This window comes from Achromobacter piechaudii NBRC 102461, assembly GCF_001571245.1.
GTDB classification, from domain to species: domain Bacteria; phylum Pseudomonadota; class Gammaproteobacteria; order Burkholderiales; family Burkholderiaceae_B; genus Achromobacter; species Achromobacter piechaudii.
The window spans coordinates 1,112,067-1,132,625 of record NZ_BCTK01000006.1 but is presented as its reverse complement, the minus strand read 5'-3'; the positions used below and the strand labels follow the sequence as shown (position 1 = coordinate 1,132,625).

Below are 20,559 nucleotides of genomic sequence, written 5' to 3'. Positions count from 1 at the left end.
TGGGTTGTCTCCTTAGTTGTCGGGTTTGCCGATAGCGCCGGTCTTCGCCAGCTCGTCAATAGCCGCTGAATCATACCCCAGCGTTTTCAGGACTTCCTCGGTATGTTCCCCTAATTTCGGGCCTACCCAGCGCGTCTGGCCAGGGGTCTCCGACAGCTTGGGAACTACGGCGGGAAGCTTGACGGGGCTGCCGTCGGCAAGCTGATGTTGCTCGATCATGCGGCGCGCGAGGAACTGCGGATCGTTGAACATGTCTGCCACGCTGTAGATCTTGCCGACCGGCACGTCCGCCGCTTTCAAGGTGTCCAGCGCCTGGTCGATGGTGCGCCCATCGCACCACTGCTGGATCGCTCCGTCGATGTCCTGCACGCGGCGCGCGCGGCCGTCGTTGCGCACCAGTTCGGGGTCCTCGGCCAGATCATCGCGGCCGATGGCGCGCATGAGCCGATGGAAGATGGCGTCGCCGTTGCCGGCGATGACGATGTTCTGGCCATCGCGCGTGGTGTAGGTGTTGGACGGCACGATGCCGGGCAGCGCGCCGCCAGTGCGTTCGCGCACCACGCCGGCCACGTCGTATTCGGGCACCAGGCTTTCCATCATGTTGAACACGGCTTCGTACAGGGCGACGTCCACCATCTGGCCTTGCCCTGCCTGGCACGCCTCGCCGGTCTTGCCATTCCAGCGGCCGCCGGTCGCGTCGCGATGGCGCAGCGCCATCATCGCGCCGATCACGCCGTGCAGCGCGGCGATGGAATCGCCAATGGAAATGCCTACACGCACCGGGGGCCGATCGGGATGCCCCGACACGTAGCGCAGGCCGCCCATGCTTTCGCCGATGGCGCCGAAGCCCGGCTGATCTTTCATGGGGCCGGTCTGGCCATAGCCCGACAGCCGCACCATGATCAGCGCCGGATTGATGGCGCGCAATTGCTCATAGCCCAGGCCCCACTTCTCCAGCACGCCGGGCCGGTAGTTTTCCACCACGACGTCGGCGTCCAGCGCCAGCTTGCGGGCGATCTCCTGCGCGCGCGGGTCCTTCAGATTCAGTGCGATGGATTGCTTGTTGCGGGCCTGCACCGTCCACCAGAGCGAATTGCCCTCGTGCAGATGGCGCCAACTGCGGATGGGGTCGCCGCCACCCGTGCCATCCGGCCCGTGCGGGGTTTCGACCTTGATGACGTCGGCGCCGAATTCGCCGAAGATGCGCGCGGCGAAGGGGCCGGCGATAAGCGTGCCGAGTTCCAGGACTTTCAGTCCGGTCAGCGCTGACATGGTTTGTCTTCCTCACGTTTCGTGCCGCGCCGATGCATTGCCGGGCGGCTGTTTTGACGTTTGCGAGCCCTGCCGTGCTAGGTGGTCTTGCGCTCCATCAGCGCCCACGCGATGGTGCCCGCATCCACGTATTCAAGCTCGCTGCCGGCAGGCACGCCGCGCGCCAGCCGCGTGACGCGCAGGCCGCGTTCGCCCAGCGCTTCACCCAGGAAATGGGCGGTCGTCTCGCCCTCTGCCGTGAAGTTGGTGGCCAGGATGACTTCCTGAACCTCGCCGTCGGTAGCGCGCTTGATGATGCGCTCGAAATCCAGTTCGCGCGGACCAATGCCTTCAAGCGGCGCGACCCGGCCCATCAAGACGTAGTACAGGCCACGATAGCCGTGGCTGGACTCGATCATGTTCTGGTCGGCCGGGGTTTCCACGATGCACAGGAGCGAGGGATCGCGCTTGGGATTGGAGCAGGTGCCGCAGACTTCCTCTTCGGAAAAGCTGTTGCAACGGGCGCAATGCTTCAGATCCCGTACCGCGCCGGCCAGCGCCCGCCCCAGCATGTCCGCGCCTTGCGGGTCGTGCTGCAACAGGTGATAGGCCATGCGCCGGGCTGATCGGACGCCCACGCCGGGCAGGCGCCGAAGCGCCTCGATCAGAGACACCAGCGGTTCGGGTTCAGGCAGTAAGGGATCCATTGCAGCCCAGGGCAGCCTTGATCAGAACGGCAGCTTCATGCCCGGGGGCAGCGGCATGCCGGCGGTGACGCCCGCCATCTTTTCCTGCGAGGTGGTCTCGGCCTTGCGCAGCGCGTCGTTGAACGCGGCGGCAACCAGGTCTTCGAGCATGTCCTTGTCATCGCCCAGCAGCGACGGATCGATGACGACGCGCTTGACGTCGTGGCGGCAGGTCATGGTGACCTTGACCAGGCCGCCGCCAGAGGCGCCTTCGACCAGGATCTCGGCCAGCGCGTCTTGCGCCTTCTTCATGTTTTCCTGCATTTGCTGCGCCTGGCGCATCAGGCCGGCCAGTTGTCCTTTCATCATGATGGATGTTCCTTGAACGAGGGGAATAAGAGGGGCCGCCGCCTCAGGCAGCGGCCGGGGGATCAACGTGGCGGATGGAACCGGGGACCACCTGGCCCCCGAAATCGGCCAGCAACGCTTGTACAAACGGGTCCACGGCCACAGCGTCTTCGGCAGCCTGCTGGCGCGCGGCGCGCTCGGCCTTCGCAACGGCATGCGCCGTGGCTTCGCCGGTGATGCCGACTTCGACGTCCAGCCGGATGCCTTGGCCGAAATGTTCGCACAGGACGGTCTGGAGCCGGACACGGCTTTCGCTTTCGGCCAGGGTTTTCACGGCCACCCGCAGGATGATCGCATCGCCCTGCACGCCGGCCCATTCGCTTTGCTTGGCCAGCTCGGCCGCCAGCCCTGTGACGGGCAAGCGCGCGGCCAGCTCGGGCCAGGTGGCCGGCGTCATGTCGGCCAGGCGGGCGCGCGATGAGCGCTTGCGCGACGGCGCGGGCGCTTCTCGGCGCGCGGCGGGAGCGGCAGGCGCGACCGAGGGCGCGCTTGCCAGCGTTTCAAAATCGTCATCGTCCGGGTCGGACGTGAAGCCCCCGTCCGGCACGAAACCGCCTTCGGCTTCGAAGGGGATTTCTTCGTCGACCCACGAAGGCGGACCATCGGCGTCGGCAGGCGCCGTCGCCAGCACGGCCGCCACGGCGGGCGTGACAGCCAGCGCGGCCGAACCAGCGGCCTTGGCGGCAGCGGCATCGGCGGCGGGAGACGATGAGGCGGGCGAGGATTGGGGGGATGGAGGCTCGGCGGCCGGTGAATCGGCGGCCGGCGGGGCGGCCACAGTCGTTGCGGGGGCCGATGTTACGGACTCGGCGGAGGCGGGATCCGCCTGGTTCGCCGACGCAGTCGATTCTTCAGGCAGATCTTCCCAGGGCGGAACGCCTTCCGCCGATGCGGCGACAGCCGTCGTCGTGGAGGCAGCCGTCGTCGCGGAGGCAGCCGCCTGCGGGGCGGGAGCAGCAGCGTCGACGTTGCCGGCCGGCGAGGAAGGCGAAGCCGATACGGCGCTTGCCGCCCCGGCTGCGGGCACGGCTGCGGTTGGCGACGCGACAGCGGTCGGTGCAGGCGTGGACGCAACAGCGGGAACCGCGCTGGCAGGCGCGGCGGCAGGCGAAATAGCAGGCGCAGCGGCGGTCGCGATAGCAGGCGCAACAGCCGCCGCCACCGGAGCCGCCGCCATCGGGGCATCTGCGGCTGGCGCGGACGCCGTCACGGCTTCGGCCGGCTCGGCCGCCTGGCGGGCGGGCGCGGCGGGCGCTTCCAAGGCGGTCTGCGGACCGGCGTCGCCATTCAGCGCCAACATGCGCAGGCACGCCATGATGAAGCCCGCGTATTCGTCGGGCGCCAGCGTCAGTTCGCCTCGGCTATGCACCGCGACGGAATAGAACAGTTGAACCGCGTCGGGATGCAGGCCAAGCGCCAGCCGCGCGATGTCGGCAGCCAAGGGATCTTCGGCGGGCGTGACGCCCGTGACGCGCTGCTCGATCGCAACGCGCGACAACAGGACCGCCAGGTCGGCCAGCGCGCCGGCATACGACAGCCCGCGCACGGCCAGCTCGTCGGCCACGGCCAGTACGCCCTTGGCGTCGCCGGTGGACAAGGCGTCCAGCAGGCGTACGAGGTGGCGCTGGTCGATGGTGCCGAGCATGCCGCGCACGGCGTCCTCGGTCATGTTGCCAGCGCTGTAGGCGATGGCCTGGTCGGTCAGGGACAGCGCATCGCGCATCGAACCCTGGGCGGCCTGGCCGATGAGACGCAAGGCCGGCACTTCAAAAGCCACTTCTTCGTGACCCAGCACGGCCTGCAAATGGCCCACGATGGAGTCGGCAGGCATCTGCTTCAGATTGAATTGCAGGCAGCGCGACAGCACCGTCACCGGGATCTTCTGCGGATCGGTGGTGGCCAGGATGAATTTGACATGGGGGGGCGGTTCTTCCAGCGTCTTCAACATGGCGTTGAAGGCGTGGCCGGTCAGCATGTGCACTTCGTCGATCATGTAGACCTTGAAGCGCCCTGCGCCCGGCGCATACACCGCTTGCTCCAGCAACTGGGTCATTTCCTCGACGCCGCGGTTCGAGGCCGCGTCCAGTTCGAGGTAGTCGACAAAGCGTCCGGCGTCGATCTCGGTGCAAGCGCGGCAGACGCCGCAAGGCTTGGACGTGATGCCGGTTTCACAGTTGAGGGACTTGGCCAGGATGCGGGATAACGTGGTCTTGCCCACGCCCCGCGTGCCGGTGAACAACCAGGCATGGTGCAGGCGTTGAGTGTCGAGCGCATGAGTCAGCGCGCGCACCACGTGATCCTGTCCCACGAGGGTATCGAACGATCTCGGCCGCCACTTGCGGGCCAGTACCAGATAAGTCATGGCTGGATTGTAGAGCCTGTTTCGCGTGCTGGCTGAAATGCAAAGGGGACGGGCTTATTCCCGTGGAACGAATCCCTGGAAAATAACCCCGTCCCCCTTGAAAGCGAAGGGCCATGAGATGAATTCATGACCCTTTGCTTTGAAGAATCCGGTTGGCGAGCCTTACTCCGGCACTGACCCTAAACGACTATGGCTGCTTCGTTCCCGACCTGACCAGGTTCACCGTCGAACCATGCGGAGGGGCCCGCCAACCGGAATTCTAGCAGAGCTGCGCTTCGCTTGCTTGCAGCCTTCCGGTTGGCGGGCCCCTGAGGGGCGGTATGTTGCCCCCTCCCCGGCCCTCCCCCCGAGGGGGAGGGGGTGATGGCTTTGCTTCGCTTGCCATTTTTGGCTCGCTTCGCTTTGCCTTGCTGGCGTTGTCGGTTGCTTGCTTCGCTTGCTTGCTTGCTTCCCTTGCTTGCTTCGCTTGCTTGCCTCGCTTGGTTGTTTGCTGCTTTGTTGGGTTGTCTTGGATGCTTGTGCTCTGGTGGTCGTCCTCGACTGCTTGCTGTGGCCGCTTGGTTTGACCGCCGCCATCTGTTGCTTGCCATGGCCGATTCCATTGGCCGTCTCCCTCGGCGCTTGCCATGCCGCCTGCTTCGGGCGTCTTCCTCAGGTGCTTGCCATGCCGCTTGCTTTGGCTGTCTTCCTCAGTTGCTCGGCATGGCTCCTGCTTCGGCCGTCTTCCTCAGTTGCCTGGCATGGCCCCAGCTTTGGCCGTCTTCCTCAGTTGCCTGGCATGGCCCCAGCTTTGGCCGACTCCCTCAGGTGATTGCCATGCCGCCTGCTTTGGCGTCTTCCTCAGGTGCTTGCCATGCCTGCCTGCTTTGGCCGTCTTGCTCAGTTACTTGGCATGGCCCCTGCTTTGGCCGCCTGCTCTATTGCTGCAAGGTCCATGCCTTGCCCAGTTGCTTGCCATTCGGCCCTGACTGCTTGCTGCGCCCTCCCCCTTTTTGGCTCGCCCGCACGGGGGCTTCGATTTTGATTTGTTGGCTTTGGACGTCTTGCGCTACTGGCAGCCTGTTGATCCGTGGGACGGGTCGAGTCGACCAGGGCAGGCTGTTGGTCAGGGGTTCAGGTCTATCCAGGCGCGGGCGCGGGGGAAGTAGAGGGCGGCGCGGGCGAGTCGGCCGTCCAGGGCGGTGACTTGGGTGCAGTAGCGCAGGAGTTGTTCGCCGTGGCGTTGGCGCATGCGGGTGGCGAAGGCGGTGGGGGATTCGCCGGGGTGGGGGCGGCCTGTTTTGTAGTCGACGATCAGCCAGCCGTCTTCGGTGCTCAAGGCCAGGTCGATGACGGAGACCTTGCCGGCGGCGTCGATCAGGGGCCATTCGCGGCGGGCGCCGGATTGGGATAGCAGCCACAGGCCGCGTTCGTCGGCTAGGGTGGCTTGCAGGGTTTCGAGTACGGCTTGGGCGGCGTCGTCGGCCTGGCTGGCGGGGATTCCGGCGCGGGTCAGTTGGCGGCGCATGGCGGGCAGGCGGTCGGCCAAGGCGGGGGCGGGCCAGGCGTGGGTGCCGTCTTGGCCGATGCGGGCAAGCCAGGCGTGCGCCAGGGTGCCGATGGCTGCGTCGTAGCCGGCTTCCAGTTGCCAGGCGGGGTGCTCGCTGCCGTCGCCCCACGCGCCGCGTTCGGCGGTGCCGAAGCCTGCGCTGATGGACACGTTGGACTGGCGGGCCAGTTGGGCCAGGCCCTCGGTGGCTACGCGGCGTAGGGGTTCGCCTTGCCATTCGGGGGCATCGACGGCGTCGGGTTCGGCCTGTTGGTCCTGCGCGGGCGGCTGGGGCGTGGGCAGGCATGGCCACAGGCGGCCCAGCAGGCTTGCGGATGGCGGGGTCTTGACCTGGCCGCTGGCCTCGTCGATGGACACATGGCCCACCAGATGCAGGCGCTTGCGCGCGCGCGTGGCCGCCACGTACAGCAGGCGGTCGATCTCGTAGGACGCACGCCGGGCTTCGCGGGCGCCCAGGTAACGCGATATCGGATCGGCTTCCGCTTCGGCGCGCGGCTTGACCGGGCCGAACAGCACGCGGCCGCCGCTTTGTTCGAAACGCACCAGCGGCGCCTGATCCCCGCGTGGCGCGCGGTGCAGGCCATACAGGATGACGGTTTCGAACTGAAGGCCCTTGGACTTGTGCATGGTCATGATCTCGACCGCGCCTTCGTCTTCGTCCGCTGCGTCGGGCGCGGCGAACAGTCGCGAGATGCCGGCATCCAGCGCCGCCGGATCGATTGCGCCGTGCGGCGCCAGGCGCTCGACCAGTTGGAACAGGCTTTCGGCGTCGTTCGCCACCGACAGGCCGGCGTACAACGCGGGGCCGCCCAGCCGCCGCCACAGCGATTCGACCCAAGCCGCGAACGGCATCGCGCCAGAGGCGTTGCGCTTGTCCAGCAACACGGCCGCGACCTGCCGCAGCCGCTCGAATTCGTCGGCGCTCAACAGCGCTTGCGCCGAGGGCGTGTCGGGCGTGGCCGGCGCGCTATCGAACAACGAGCCCTGCGGGGCGCTGCTGACAACGGCCGGCGCGGTGGCGGGCGTCATGCGCAGCGCGCGTTCGAGCAACACTGGCACGGGCGTGATGTGATCGTCGCCAAACAGTCGCTGCAAGGAGGTGAGCGTCAAGCCGCAGTATGGCGCTCGCAGCACCGATAGCCACGCCATGCGGTCGGCCGGATGCGACAGCGCCCGCACCAGTTGCACCAGATCGGCCACCACCGGCCGCAGCGCGAGCGGCACCAGATCCACGGCGCGGCAGCGAATGCCTTCCTGCGCCAGCCGGCGCGTCAGATTGCCCAGGTGGCTGCGGGCCCGCACCAGTATCGCCACGGGGTGCTTGGCGCCTTTGTGATCGATCAGCGCCTGGCGCACCAGCCCCACCGCGATATCCTCGGCTTGTTCCTCCGCAGGCGTTCCGCCGGCACGCGACCAGGCCGGGTGGAAACGCACGGCGGCCTCGGGCAGCGCGTCGTGAAAGGCGGTGGACGGGCTGTACGCGATGGCGCCGGCCGCCGCGTCGCTGCGCTTGGGCAGCAGGTTGGCGAACGACTGGTTCACCCATTCGACAATGCCCGCCTGCGAGCGGAAATTGTCGGTCAGGTTCAGGAAATCGGGCGTCAGTTCGCCCACGCCAATATCGGCCACTTCCAGGAACAGCCCCACTTCCGCCTTGCGGAAACGGTAGATGGATTGCATCGGGTCGCCCACCAGGAACAGGCTGCGCCCGTCGCCCGCCTGCCAACCCGAAGTCAGCGTGCGCAGCAGGTCCAGCTGCGTCTGGCTGGTGTCCTGGAATTCGTCGATCAGCAGATGGCGGATCGATGCGTCCAGCTTGAGCAGCAGTTCGCCAGGATCGTCGGCGCTGCCCAGCGCGGCCGCGGCGCGTTGGGCGATCTCGATGAAGTCGACCTCACCTTTGTCGGCGAATCGCAGCCGCAACTGCGCCACGGCCAACGCCAGCGTCATCAGTTGCGCGCCCAGCACTTCCCATTGCGCGTCCGTGAAATGCGGCGCGGGAATATCGCGCACGGCGTGCAGGCGGCGCACCCACGCGGCTTCGCCGTCGGCCGCTTCCAACCACGCCACAAAGGGTTCTTTGTGCGCGCACTTGGCCGGAAAGCCAAGGTTTTTATTGACCGTCTTGCGCAGGCTGCCCGTGCCGGTCAGCAGCAGATGCGCGACCGCCCGCCACTGATCCAGCACCTGCGCGTCCGGGGGCAGGTCATCCGTCCAGTCCAGCAACGCCAGCAGCTTGTTGTCGTCGTCGCCGTCCTGCAAATGCGTAGCCGCCAGGCGCGCGGGACCGCATAGCGCCTCGCCCCAGCCGTAGGGCATGGCCTCGCACAGCGCGTCCAGATCTTCGCCGATGGCCTCGGCCAGCATGGCCTGCATGCCTTCGCGATCGGAACCGTGGCGCAGCAGCGGCAACCATTGGTCGCGCTGGCCCAGCATGTCGGCGATGGCGTCCTTGGCCGCCTGCACATCCACGTCCAGATGCTGAAGCAGGATGCGCACGGCGTCGTAGTCGTCGGCCAGATCCAGCGTAGCGCGCGCCGCCGCTTCGTAATGCGCGCGGGCATCGTCGGTGATCTCGGGCATGCCGCCCAGTTCGGACAGCCAGGGCATGCTGCGCACCAGCCCCGCGCAGAACGAGTCGATGGTGCGAATGGCCAGCCGCGCCGGGTGATCCAGCAGATGCCAGCCCTGCTCGTCGTTGCGCGCCAACGCGGCGCGCGCCAGCTCCCAACTGCGGCGTTCGTGCATGGCCTCGGGTGGGGCGTCCAGCCCGCGCCGCAGCTTGCTCAACACGCGCGCGTGCATTTCCGATGCGGCCTTGCGCGTGAAGGTGATGGCGACGATTTCCTCGGGCCGGTTCACGGTAGCCAGCAGCGCCAGGATGCGATCGGTCAGCAGCTCGGTCTTGCCCGAGCCGGCTGGCGCCTGCACCAGGAACGAACGGGTCGGGTCCAGCGCGTCGGTGCGCGCGGCGTGGTCTTGCGGCAAGCGTTCGGTGTCGGCCATGGCTCAGGCGTCCTCGTCGTCAAGATGCAAACGCAAGAACGGCAATGCATCGCAGTATTTCAAATCGTCGCGGCGGTAAGCCACGTTGCTGGCCACGCCCGCCACGTACTCATCGGCCAGCGCCTCGATGGCAGTGCGCCAGCGCTGCCGGATCTCGGGCCAGGACAGGCCCTGGAAGAACTTGCTGTCGGCGGCCAGCGTCACGCCCGGCACGCCCAGGTCTTCGTCGGCCAGGCCTTGCGCCGCGACTTGGCGCGCGTGGATCTGGGCCAGCACCAGGCCTGCAACTTCGCCGCCCGCCGCGTCCGCCAGCACCGAAGCGTAGAACGGCAGTTGCACGTTCACTGGACGGCTGCGGGACCAATCGGGTTCCGGCTTGGCCGGCGCCACGCCCGTCTTGTAGTCGATGATGACGTTGCGGCCGTCAGCCAGGCTGTCGATGCGGTCCAGCCGCAGCTTCAGGTTGAGCGCGCCGCGCTGCCACTGGTGGTTTTTTTCGACCTGGGCAACGGCGAACGGCAGGCGCCGCGCCTCGGTGTCCAGCCAGGCCGCCAGCACGGCGCGCGCACGCTGGCATTCCAGCGCCTTCAGGGCGGGGGCGTAATCCTTGAGTTCTTCGTCGGCGGCCTGGGCGACCGCCTGTTCAAGCAAGGCCGCCAGCCGGCCCGTGGCCATGACGTCGTGCAGCGTTTCCTGGTCGGGCATCATGCCCCACACCAGTTCCAGCGCCTTGTGCAGGAACTGGCCGCGCACGTTCACCGTGGCGCTGTCGGCATAGGGCGACAATTCGCGCCCACCCAGGCGGTGCCGCACGAACGCCCATAGCGGGTTGCGGGCCTGCGTGTCCAGCACGTCCAGGCCGCCGCCGCCCCGGTTGCCCGGCGCCAGCGGCGGACCCTGGTTGTCCTCCAGCGATTCCTGCGGCAAGGCCGCGACGCGGTCGGCCACGGGCGGCGTCCAGTCGGTCAGCGCGGTGCCCGCAATCAGCGGCGAAGGCCGCAGTTCGCGTTCGCCGTCCATGTGCGAGTGGCTGACGATGATGTCGGGCGCGCAGCGGCACAGCGCGGCGTACATGCCCTCAGCCCATTCGCGTTCGCGTTCCGGGGTGGCGCGAGGCGCCTTGGCCTGGCGCAGCACGGCCAGCGGCAATAGCGGATTGGGCTTGGGCGAAGCGGGCAGCACGTCGTCCGTCAAGCCCAGCAACCAGACGCCATCCCAATAGCCGCCTTCGGCTTCCAGCAGGCCCAGCACGTCCAGCCGCGCCGTGGGGTCGCGCTGCGGCTGGAACGAGGCCGAGCGCGCCACGCTTTGCAGCAGGTTCACCGCCGCCACGCCGCCCAGCCGTCCGGCTGCGGGCGCCAGGGCCGAGAAGCTGCCCAGCGCGTCGCCCAACGCGCCCATCACCTGATAGGCCACGCTGTCCAGCACGCCCTCGCCCGGGAAACCCAGCGCGGTCAACGCGGCCTTCATGCGCAGCATCCAGACATCGCAGGTGGCCTGCCGGCCGCCTTGCGTCCAGATTTCAAACGCCTGGTTCCAGGCCTGCGCCAAGGTGGGAATGTCGGCCAGCAGCCTTTTCCAATCGTGCGGGCTGACGTGCTGGACCGCCTGACGGCGCCAGCGTGCGTCGATGGCGGCCAGCCGCGCGCGTTCGCGCACGTCGCCCGCGCAGTGGCCGGCAAGCAAGGCCGCGCCCAGCACGTCCATGCCGCAGCCCTTGCCGCCCGCGCATTCGGCCAGCGCGCGCAGCCAGGCCAAGGCGGCGCGCGCCATCGGCCATTCGTTCAGCGGCCGGCCCACGGCCACGTTGAAGGCATGCGCGGGCGCGCCGTCGCGGCCCGCCAGCGCCTGGCTCAGGATGCGCCGCGCGAACGGCGATTCGGCTTCCAACTGCGGCGACACGATCGCGAAGCGGCCGTGCGGATGTGCTTGCAATTGCCCGGCAGCCCACGCCGCCGCCGCGCGCCATTCCGCGCCCTCATCCGCCGCTTCGAAACGACGCGCCACGGTTTCAATGCGCTGTTCGTCGCGCCACTGCGACACCCTCGTCCCCTGCGCCTCGAAGGCGCGCAGCAGGCGATGAAAGCGCGGCGACACATCGGTGAAACCGGCCAGCACCAGATGCGCCGGCGTGGGCAGCCGGCCCTCTTCCAAAGCGCGCAGCACACGCGCATAGCCCTGGTTCGCGTCTTCGGCGTCGATGCCCGCCAGCGTCTGCCGATAGCGCACGCGCCATCGGGCGAAGCCGCGATATTCGTCAGTGTCCGCGCCGGAAGGTACGTGCAGGTCCCACTCGTCCATCAACTGGTCGGCATCCATGGACAGCCGGGCCGCCTGACTGGCGTCCAGCAGCACGCGCTCGGCTTCCTCGGCGCGTATGGCTTCGGTCCAGACCAGTTGCGTGGCGAAACTGTCCAGACGATACGCGGGCACGTCGTCGTCGGTTTCAAAGGCCAGTTCGTTGGCGGATTCGGCAAGCCAGGCGGACAGTGGCAGGATGCGCGGCAGTTCGCTGACCTGGCGTTCCTGGCGCAGCAGGCCGGCCAGCTCAAGCGTGAGCCGGCGCGACAGGCGGTTGTTGACCGTCAGCACCAGCGTGTCGGCGGCGGCCAGCGCGCCGATGTCCGGCAGCGTCAGAAGAGGATGTGAAAGCGGCGCGTCCTGCATGGGCATCCGTTGATCGCGCGCCTGATGGCCGCGCGGGAAGACAAAAAAAACGACGGGAAAATTACCGTCGTAGGATACCGCGAGCCGCAGGGGGAAAGACGGCTAGAACCCGCAAAGGGACGCCAGGTTTTCCCAATGCAGCTGCATGTCGGGCGTGGTGTAGCCCCAGAACGCCAAGCCCAGCACCGCCGCCAGCGCCACCGCGCCCACCGCGCGCCATGCGCGATGGCGGCGGGCGGGTGGATGAATTTGCGACGGTTCGTGCGAGGGCATGGCGACTCAATGGGGTCAGGCGGAAGCGGGACGGACGTCCACGGGCGTTACCGGCTGTTCACGCACCGGCAGGCAAAGCAGCGCGGCAATGACGGCAAGCGCCACGCCCAGCCACCAGACCATGTCGTAGTTGCCGGTCTTGGCATAAGCGTATCCGCCCAGCCACACCCCGATAAAGCTGCCCAACTGATGTCCCAGGAACACGATGCCCGACAGCGTCGCGGCATAGCGCAGGCCGTAGATCTGCCCGATCAGCCCTTGCGTCAGCGGCACGGTGCCCAGCCAGAACAGCCCCATCCAGGCGGCGAACGCGTACAGCACCCACGCCGACAGCGGCATCGCCAGCAACAGCAGGATGCCGAAGGCGCGCATGAAATACACGATGGCCAGCAAACGCTTCTTGCTGTATTTGCCCCCCAGCTTGCCCGCGTAGAACGAGCCCAGCACGTTGAACAGGCCGATCAGCGCCACCGCCGTCGCGCCCTGCCCGGGCGTCAGGCCGCCGTCGGTCACGTAGGCGGGCAAGTGCAGCGTGATGAACGCGGTATGGAAGCCACAGACGAAGTAGCTCCAGAACAGGAAGTGAAACGAAGGATGGCGCACCGCCTGCCGCACGGCCGACGCCAGCGACTGCTGCGGACCCGAATGCGCTTGCGGACGGCCGCGCAGGAAGTAGGCCAGCGGCGCGGCGCAGGCCACGAACAGCGACAGCACCCACAGCGCGCCGGGCCAATCCATGCCCGTGATCAGCGCTTGCCCCGTCGGCACCACGGCGAACTGGCCCAGCGAGCCGCCCGCGCTGGCGATGCCCATCGCCGTGCTGCGGTAGGCGGGCGGCACCGCGCGCGCCACCACGGGCAGGATCACCGGGAAGGTGGTGCCCGCCTGCCCCAGCCCGACCAGCACGCCGGCCGACAGATACAGCGTGGTTTCATCGGTGGCGAAGCGGGTGCCGATCATGCCCAGCATGTACAGCACCGCGCCCAGCGCGATCGTGCGGCCGGAGCCGTAGCGGTCGGCCAGGATGCCCATGAAGATACAGGCCACGCCCCAGACCAGGTTTTGCAGCGCGAAGGCCATGGAAAACACATCGCGGCCCCAGCCGTGGGCCAGGCCCATCGGCTGCATGAAGAGGCCAAAAGTGGCGCGCACGCCCATGGCAAGCAGCACCACCAGGGTGCCCAGGACCAGGGTGCGCGTGAAATTCGTATCGGTTTGGCTAGACATGAAACCCGTGTCTCTCGTTGTTGTGTGGGTCTGCGTCCCCTCCTCGGGACTCGGCCAACATCATATACAAGTCGCCGCGCGCGCGACGGTAATAGCCCTTCTGCCGAATCACGCTTTATGTCGTCTTGTCACTAGGGCCTAGCCCCTACGACCAAGGTCGTGTGTCCGCCTTGCTGATGCGTCTCTATATTGGGTAGAGGCCCGTAAGTCATCGCTGAACCGGCCCACCCGGACGCCTCCACGTCGTCCGGCAATAACAACAAGGAGCCCTACCGTGCCCACCCCCGACCCCATGACCGCCGCCGTCATGCGACATCCCAAATACCAGGAATTGCTGCGACGCCGCAGCCGCACCAGCCTGCTGTTCTTCGCCATCACCGCCGTCATCTACGCCGGCTTCATCCTGACCCTGGCGTTCGATCCCGAATTCTTCGGCAGCGCCGTGCCCGGCATGACCATCAGCATCGGCGTACTGACCGGCATTGTGGTCGTATGCAGCGCCGTGGTGCTGATTTCCGCTTACGTACACATCTCCAATTCCGTGTTCGACCCCCTGCTGGCCGCCATCATCAAGGACGTGTCATGAAAAACAAGAAACTGGGCGCCGCAATGTTCGTCGCGTCGGGATGCGTGCTGGCCGGGTCCGCGCACGCGGCCAGCACCGGGCAGGCCAGCATGTCGGCCATCGTCATGTTCCTGGCCTTCATCGCCGGCACGATGGGCATCACGTACTGGGCCGCCAAACGCACTCGCACCACGTCCGACTTCTACACCGCCGGCGGCGGGCTGTCGGGCTTTCAGAACGGCCTGGCGATCGCGGGCGATTACCTGTCCGCCGCTTCGTTCCTGGGCATTGCCGGCATGGTCTACGTCAGCGGTTTCGACGGCATGATCTACGCCATCGGCTTTCTGTTCGGCTGGCCCGTGGTCATGTTCCTGATCGCCGAACGGCTGCGCAACCTGGGCCGCTACAACTTCGCCGACGTCACCTCGTTCCGGCTGGCGCAAACACCGATGCGCGTCCTGGCCGCCAGCGCGTCGCTGCTGATCATCGCGCTGTACCTGATCGCGCAGATGGTGGGCGCGGGCAAGCTGATCGTGCTGCTGTTCGGCCTGGACTACAACGTGGCCGTGGTGATCGTCGGGTCGTTGATGATGATCTACGTGGCGTTCGGCGGCATGACCGCCACCACCTGGGTGCAGATCATCAAGGCCGTGCTGATGCTGCTGGGCGCCACCCTGATGACGGTGCTGGTGCTGGCCGCCTTCAAGTACAGCCCCGACGCGCTGCTGGCCGAAGCCGCGCGCGTGCATCCCACGGGCCGCGAGTTGCTGGCGCCCGGCGCGCAGGTCAGCAGCAACCCGCTGAACGCGCTGTCGCTGGGCATCGCGCTGGCCTTCGGCACGGCCGGCCTGCCGCACATATTGATGCGCTTCTTCACGGTGTCCAACGCGAAAGAGGCACGCAAGTCCGTCATCTACGCCAGCTCGTTCATCGGCTACTTCTACCTGCTGACTTTCATCATCGGCTTTGGCGCCGTCGCCCTGCTGGTGCGCCATCCCGAATATTTCGCGACCGGCGCGGACGGCCATTTCGACATGCTGAAAAACCTGATCGGCGGCACCAACATGGTGGCCGTGCATCTGGCCAATGCGGTCGGCGGCAACCTGCTGCTGGGCTTCCTGGCGGCCGTCACCTTCGCCACCATCGTCGCGGTGGTGGCGGGGCTGGCGCTGGCCGGCGCGGCCGCCATATCGCATGACCTCTACGCCAACGTCATCGCACGTGGCCGCGCCACCGAACGGCAGCAGATGCGGATCTCGCGGCTGTCGACCATCGCTCTGGGCGTCATGGCCATCCTGCTGGGCATCGTGTTTGAAAACCAGAACGTGGCGTTCATGGTGGGCCTGGCGTTCGCCATCGCGGCCAGCGCCAATTTTCCGGTGCTGGTGCTGTCGATTTCATGGCGCGGCTGCACGACGCTCGGCGCCACCGTGGGCGGCTTCCTGGGCTTGTTCACCGCCACGGTGTGGGTGGTCCTGAGCGAAACGGTATGGGTGGACGTGTTCGGCTTCGCCACGCCCATCACGCCGTTCCCCAACCCGGGCATCCTGTCCATCCCGCTGGCGTTCTTCTCGATCTGGTTGTTCTCCAAGCTGGACAACAGTGAGCGCGCGCAGGACGAGGCCGACGCCTTCGATGCGCTGACCGTGCGCAGCCAGACGGGCATAGGCGCGACCAGCGCGGTCGCCCACTGACAGGCGGTTCGACCAACGCGGATCAAAGCAGATCCATCGGGCTTGCCCATGTTTGGGGCAAGCCCGCCAACGTATGTAGCACGACCTAATCGGAACAACCCACGCCGGCCAACCAGCGTCCAACAACGTATCCAGGAGCCCTTATGGAACCTCTACCCGATCTCTACCCCGTCCCCGCCGGGTTTGCCGGGCCGCAGACGGTGACGCAGGACCAGTACGAGCAACACTACGCGGCGTCGTTGAAGCACCCCGATGCGTTCTGGGCCGAAGCCGCCAAGCGCTTGCAGTGGTATCGCGAACCCACGCAGATCCGGGACGTCGACTTTTCCGCCGATAACTTTCACATCCGCTGGTATTCCGACGGCGAATTGAACGTCAGCGTCAATTGCCTGGATCGGCACCTGGAAGCGCGCGGCGACAAGACCGCGCTGATCTGGGAATCCGACGACCCCGACCTGCCTTCGCAACACGTCAGCTACCGCGAGCTGCATGCCAAGGTCTGCCAGATGGGCAACGCGCTGCGCCGTCTGGGCATCAGCCGGGGCGACCGCGTCACGATCTACCTGCCGATGATCGTCGAAACCGTGGTGGCGCTGCTGGCCTGCGCCCGCATCGGCGCAGTGCATAACGTGGTGTTCGGCGGCTTCGCGCCCGCCTCCATCGCGGACCGCGTGCGCAACTGCGGCGCCACGGCCATCATCACCGCCGACAGCGGCCGCCGCGCCGGCCGCAACATCGCCCTGAAAGACAACGTGGACGCCGCGCTGGCCATGCCCGGCATGCAAGGCGTGCGGACCGTGCTGGTGGTGCCCCACGCCGGCACAGCTGTCACCATGAACCCCGACCGCGACCACTGGCTGGATCGCCTGATGGAAAGCGAATCCACCGACTGCCCGCCAGAGCGTATGAACGCCGAGGACCCGCTGTTCATCCTCTACACCTCCGGCAGCACCGGCAAGCCCAAGGGCATGCTGCACACCACGGGCGGCTACCTCGTCTACGCCGCGTACACGCACGCGGCCATCTTCGACATCCGCGACAGCGACGTGTTCTGGTGCACGGCCGACGTCGGCTGGATCACCGGCCACAGCTATCTGGTGTATGGGCCGCTGGCCAACGGCGCCACGACCGTCATCTTCGAAGGCGTGCCCAGCTACCCGGACGCTTCGCGCTTCTGGCAGGTCATCGACAAACACGCGGTCACCATCTTCTACACCGCGCCCACCGCCATCCGCGCGCTCATGCGCGAAGGCGCGGGGCCGGTGCTGCGCACATCGCGTCAATCGCTGCGCCTGCTGGGCACGGTGGGCGAACCCATCAACCCCGAAGCCTGGCGCTGGTATCACGGCGTGGTGGGCGCGGGCCGCTGCCCCATCGTGGACACGTGGTGGCAGACCGAAACCGGCGGCATCCTGATTTCGCCGCTGCCGGGGGCCAAGGCCGCCAAGCCCGGCGCGGCCAGCACACCCTTCTTCGGCATCCAGCCCGAACTGGTCGACGTCAAGACCGGCGCGATCATCACGGGCGCGGGCGAAGGCAACCTCTACATCCGTGATTCCTGGCCGGGTCAGGCACGCACCGTGTACGGCGACGAGCAGCGCTATATCCAGGGCTGCTTCAAGGACTACCCCGGCATGTACTTCACCGGCGACAGCTGCCGCCGCGACGAAGACGGCGACTACTGGATCACCGGGCGCGTGGACGACGTGCTCAACGTCAGCGGGCACCGCATCGGCACCGCCGAACTGGAAAGCGCGCTGGTGTTGCACCCCAAGGTCGCGGAAGCCGCCGCCGTGGGCTTCGCGCACGACATCAAGGGCCAGGGCATCTATGTCTACGTCACGCTCAAGGCCGGGGCCGAAGCGTCCGATGCGTTGCGCCAGGAACTGGTCGCGCACGTGCGCCGTGAAATCGGCCCCATCGCAACGCCCGACCATCTGCAATGGGCGCCCAGCCTGCCCAAGACGCGTTCGGGCAAGATCATGCGGCGCATCCTGCGCAAGATCGCCGAGAACACGGTCGATGACCTGGGCGACATCACCACGCTGGCCGATCCCTCGGTGGTGCAGGCGCTGGTGCGCGAGCGGCGTGTGGCATGATCGCCCGATGCCAGTCCTGCTTATCGCCGACGACCACCCGCTGTTTCGAGAAGCCCTGCGTGGCGTGATCGGCCGGGTGCTTCCGGGCAGCGTCATCCACGAGGCCGATCAGATCAGCGCGCTTTACGATCTGGTCGACGCGTGCCCGGACGCCGACCTGCTGTTGCTGGACCTGGACATGCCGGGCTCGTCCGGCCTTGAACCGCTGGGCCACTTGCGCGCCCGGCATCCGCCGTTGCCCATCGTCATCGTGTCGGCGCACGAAGACCCGCTGTTGATCAGGCGCTCCATGGATCACGGCGCGATGGGTTTCATTCCGAAATCGTTCGATGCGGAAACGCTGGGCGCGGCCTTGCGGCATGTGCTGGACGGCGGCACGTGGTGGCCCGACCCGGTGCGTGCCATCACGGCCGCGCCCGCGCGCGCGCCCACATTGGCGGCCACCGTCCGCGACCTGACACCGCAGCAGTTTCGTGTGTTGCAGATGGTGGGCGCAGGGTTGCTGAACAAACAGATCGCGCATGAATTGCAGATATCGGAAGCCACCATCAAGGCGCACATGACCGCCATCATGCGCAAGCTGCGCGTGACCAACCGAACGCAGGCGGTGCTGATCGCAGGCCGGCTGGGCTTGGGCAGCTGGCGTTACGGCGGCAAGGCCTGAGCGCGCAGCTTTGCCGCCAGAAATGCACGCAACGACGCGGGCTTGATCGGCTTGGCCAACACCCGGTAGCCGCGCGATCGCGCCGACTCCATCAAGGCCTCATCGCCATGGACCGACAGCAGCGCACCCCGCGTTTCCGGCGCATCAGCGCGCAGCGCGTCCAGGCCATCCAATCCATTCAGGCGGTCGCGCAGGTGATAGTCCACCAGCAGCACGTGCGGCCGATGGCGCATCAACGACAACGCCTCATCCAGCGTGGCGGCGCACAGCACGCTGGCGTGCCAGCGACCCAGCAACGCCTGCATGCCGGCAAGAACATCCGCGTCGTTATCCAGGCACAGCACGCGCAGGCCTTGCAGCGAGGCATGCGTTTCCAGCGGGTCCGACTTGCGCGCCGGGCAATCCAGTTGCCGCAGCGCCCGCGGAACGCTGATTGAAAACACACTGCCGCGTCCGATCTCTGATCGCGCGTCCAGCGGATGCCCCAGCAGCAACGCAAAGCGCCGGCAGATGGATAGACCCAATCCAAAGCCTTGCCCCTGCTCATCACGATGAAACTCGTCGTAGACGCGGGGCAACCGATGCGGCGCGATGCCTGGCCCGGTGTCCCAGACCTGCAATCGCACGCTCCCGGCGCTTGCCCGGGCGCTTAACAGGATGCGGCCGCTGCGCGTGTAGCGCACCGCGTTGGCCAGGAAATTCTGCAAGATGCGGCGCAACAGGCGCGGGTCGCTGCGCACGGGCAACGGGCCTTTGGCATGCAGGCGCAATTGCAGGCCGGCGCGCAGCGCCACGTGGCCATACTGATCCGCAAGCTGCCGCAGCAGCGGCTCCACGTCGAAATCTTTTTGCTCCGACTGCAACGCGCCCGCGTTCAAGCGGGTAAGGTCCAGCAGCCCATCAAGCAATTCCTCGGCCGCGCGCAACGAGGTGTTGATGCGGCCGGCCAGATAGCGCTGCGCTTCGGGCTCGTGTTCTTCATTGAGCGCCGACGCGAACAGCCGCGCGGCATTGATCGGCTGCAAGACATCGTGGCTGACCGCCGTCAGGAACTGCGTGCGCGATTGCTCGATGGCCTCGGCCTGGCGAATCCGCGCACGGACGCGCCGCTCAAACGTGTCATGAATGTCACGCAGCTGACTCCGCATGCGTTTGAGGTCGGTGACATCGCGATAGCTCGTCACATAGCCACCGCGCGGCAGCGGCCGGCCGCGCAATTCGACAATGCGCCCGCAACGCAAGGTGCGCTGGCTGCGGTAGACCGTGCCGGCCCGCATGAACCCGACGCGCTTGCGGACCAGCGCGTCGATATCCAGGCCCGGCCCCAACCCGTACTTGCCCCGCCGCGCGCTGAAGCGTATGACATCGGCCACCGGCCGGCCCACGCATAACAGCCCATCGGGATAATCAAAAAACTGCTGATATTGCCGGTTCCACGCCACCAGCCGCATGCGCGCGTCCACCACGCTGACGCCTTCGTCGACGCCCTCCAGCGTGGCCAGCAGATCGGACACCTGGGCTTGGGCGCGGCCACTGCCCGCGCGCAATCGACCACTGAAGCGGACGGCGGCGACCGCCAGCGAGGCGAGGATGAACGAGGCAAGCGCAAGCCAGCCGAGCGTCATGGCGGGAATCTCCTGCATCAGGCAACAAGCCACGGGCGCAGGTTGTAATTGTCATGGCGCCCGGCGACATTGCGCGCATTATGACGCCCACCCGTGGCCGCGAGTACATCCGGGCCCCGTCCACGGCGCAATTTCAGAAGAATCCGAAAATGGCTGCGGGGTCCCAAGCCGCTTGGCGGCGATGGGCGCATATTGGTCAATGCAAGGCGTTGATTGCCTCGCGGCAGTGATAAACTCTGGCCCGGCCGTCACCCTGTGCGCGGCGCCAGCCTTACCGTCTCGCCGTAGTTAAATGGATATAACCGACCCCTCCTAAGGGTCAATTGGTGGTTCGATTCCACCCGGCGAGGCCAGCTTCCGGCCTCGGTTCCGACGCCTTCCCTTCCCCGCCCTACCGCACGTTCAGCCAGATGAGGGTTAATCCGGGCTACGCTCTCGCGCGCTGCGCCGTTAGCTTCTCATGTCGCGCCTTGTGACTAATTG

At 67.1% G+C, this 20,559-nt stretch carries 13 protein-coding genes, 1 tRNA gene and 1 other RNA gene; 5 read left to right on the top strand and 10 right to left on the bottom strand.

All coding sequences use genetic code 11. The features are described 5' to 3' along the window. Window positions 1-12 precede the first annotated feature (12 nt). The 9 genes from API01S_RS17275 to API01S_RS17240 all read right to left on the bottom strand — a co-directional run bounded on the left by API01S_RS17275 (window position 13) and on the right by API01S_RS17240 (window position 13,429). Window positions 13-1,272 carry a CaiB/BaiF CoA transferase family protein gene (locus tag API01S_RS17275; protein ID WP_006221088.1) on the bottom strand — a complete coding sequence of 420 codons (1,260 nt, stop codon included), beginning with the start codon at window positions 1,270-1,272 and terminating at the stop codon, window positions 13-15. A gap of 77 nt (window positions 1,273-1,349) precedes the next feature. Continuing rightward, complete coding sequence (gene recR / locus API01S_RS17270) at window positions 1,350-1,958, bottom strand: recombination mediator RecR (RefSeq protein WP_006221089.1); 609 nt, start codon at window positions 1,956-1,958, stop codon at window positions 1,350-1,352. Between the two features lie 21 nt (window positions 1,959-1,979). Further along, window positions 1,980-2,306: a YbaB/EbfC family nucleoid-associated protein gene (locus API01S_RS17265; RefSeq protein WP_006221090.1), complete on the bottom strand. Its 327-nt coding sequence runs from the start codon at window positions 2,304-2,306 to the stop codon at window positions 1,980-1,982. A gap of 43 nt (window positions 2,307-2,349) precedes the next feature. Further along, complete coding sequence (gene dnaX, locus API01S_RS17260; RefSeq protein WP_061305446.1) at window positions 2,350-4,707, bottom strand: DNA polymerase III subunit gamma/tau; 2,358 nt, start codon at window positions 4,705-4,707, stop codon at window positions 2,350-2,352. Window positions 4,708-4,858: 151 nt separating this feature from the next. Then, window positions 4,859-4,956: signal recognition particle sRNA small type (gene ffs, locus API01S_RS17255), an RNA gene on the bottom strand. 856 nt (window positions 4,957-5,812) lie between these two features. Continuing rightward, on the bottom strand, window positions 5,813-9,262 hold the full coding sequence (locus tag API01S_RS17250; RefSeq protein ID WP_061305443.1) for a UvrD-helicase domain-containing protein: 3,450 nt from the start codon (window positions 9,260-9,262) through the stop codon (window positions 5,813-5,815). A gap of 3 nt (window positions 9,263-9,265) precedes the next feature. Continuing rightward, on the bottom strand, window positions 9,266-11,929 hold the full coding sequence (locus API01S_RS17245; protein WP_061305634.1) for a PD-(D/E)XK nuclease family protein: 2,664 nt from the start codon (window positions 11,927-11,929) through the stop codon (window positions 9,266-9,268). Between the two features lie 102 nt (window positions 11,930-12,031). Continuing rightward, complete coding sequence (locus API01S_RS29340) at window positions 12,032-12,202, bottom strand: hypothetical protein (protein WP_006221094.1); 171 nt, start codon at window positions 12,200-12,202, stop codon at window positions 12,032-12,034. A 15-nt stretch (window positions 12,203-12,217) separates the two neighbouring features. Next, window positions 12,218-13,429, bottom strand: a complete 1,212-nt coding sequence (locus API01S_RS17240; protein WP_006221095.1) for an MFS transporter — start codon at window positions 13,427-13,429, stop codon at window positions 12,218-12,220. Between the two features lie 292 nt (window positions 13,430-13,721). Between API01S_RS17240 and API01S_RS17235 the strand changes: the two genes are divergently transcribed. From API01S_RS17235 to API01S_RS17220, 4 genes are all read left to right on the top strand, one after another. Further along, complete coding sequence (locus tag API01S_RS17235) at window positions 13,722-14,015, top strand: DUF485 domain-containing protein (protein ID WP_061305442.1); 294 nt, start codon at window positions 13,722-13,724, stop codon at window positions 14,013-14,015. Continuing rightward, on the top strand, window positions 14,012-15,688 hold the full coding sequence (gene actP / locus API01S_RS17230; RefSeq protein ID WP_050730882.1) for a cation/acetate symporter ActP: 1,677 nt from the start codon (window positions 14,012-14,014) through the stop codon (window positions 15,686-15,688). Before API01S_RS17235 ends, actP begins: the two co-directional genes overlap by 4 nt. A gap of 143 nt (window positions 15,689-15,831) precedes the next feature. Next, window positions 15,832-17,787: an acetate--CoA ligase gene (gene acs, locus API01S_RS17225; protein ID WP_061305440.1), complete on the top strand. Its 1,956-nt coding sequence runs from the start codon at window positions 15,832-15,834 to the stop codon at window positions 17,785-17,787. Window positions 17,788-17,794: 7 nt separating this feature from the next. Beyond that, window positions 17,795-18,451 (top strand): response regulator transcription factor, encoded by a 657-nt coding sequence (locus tag API01S_RS17220; protein WP_061305439.1) that lies wholly within the window; start codon window positions 17,795-17,797, stop codon window positions 18,449-18,451. Here API01S_RS17220 and API01S_RS17215 read toward each other — a convergent pair. After that, the gene (locus API01S_RS17215; RefSeq protein WP_061305436.1) at window positions 18,433-20,076 is read right to left on the bottom strand and encodes an ATP-binding response regulator; all 1,644 of its coding nucleotides are present in this window, start codon (window positions 20,074-20,076) and stop codon (window positions 18,433-18,435) included. The genes API01S_RS17220 and API01S_RS17215 overlap by 19 nt on opposite strands. Window positions 20,077-20,354: 278 nt before the next feature. On the opposite strand from API01S_RS17215, the gene API01S_RS17210 reads away from it, so the two are divergent. Further along, window positions 20,355-20,429, top strand: a tRNA-Arg gene (locus tag API01S_RS17210). Window positions 20,430-20,559: the final 130 nt, after the last annotated feature.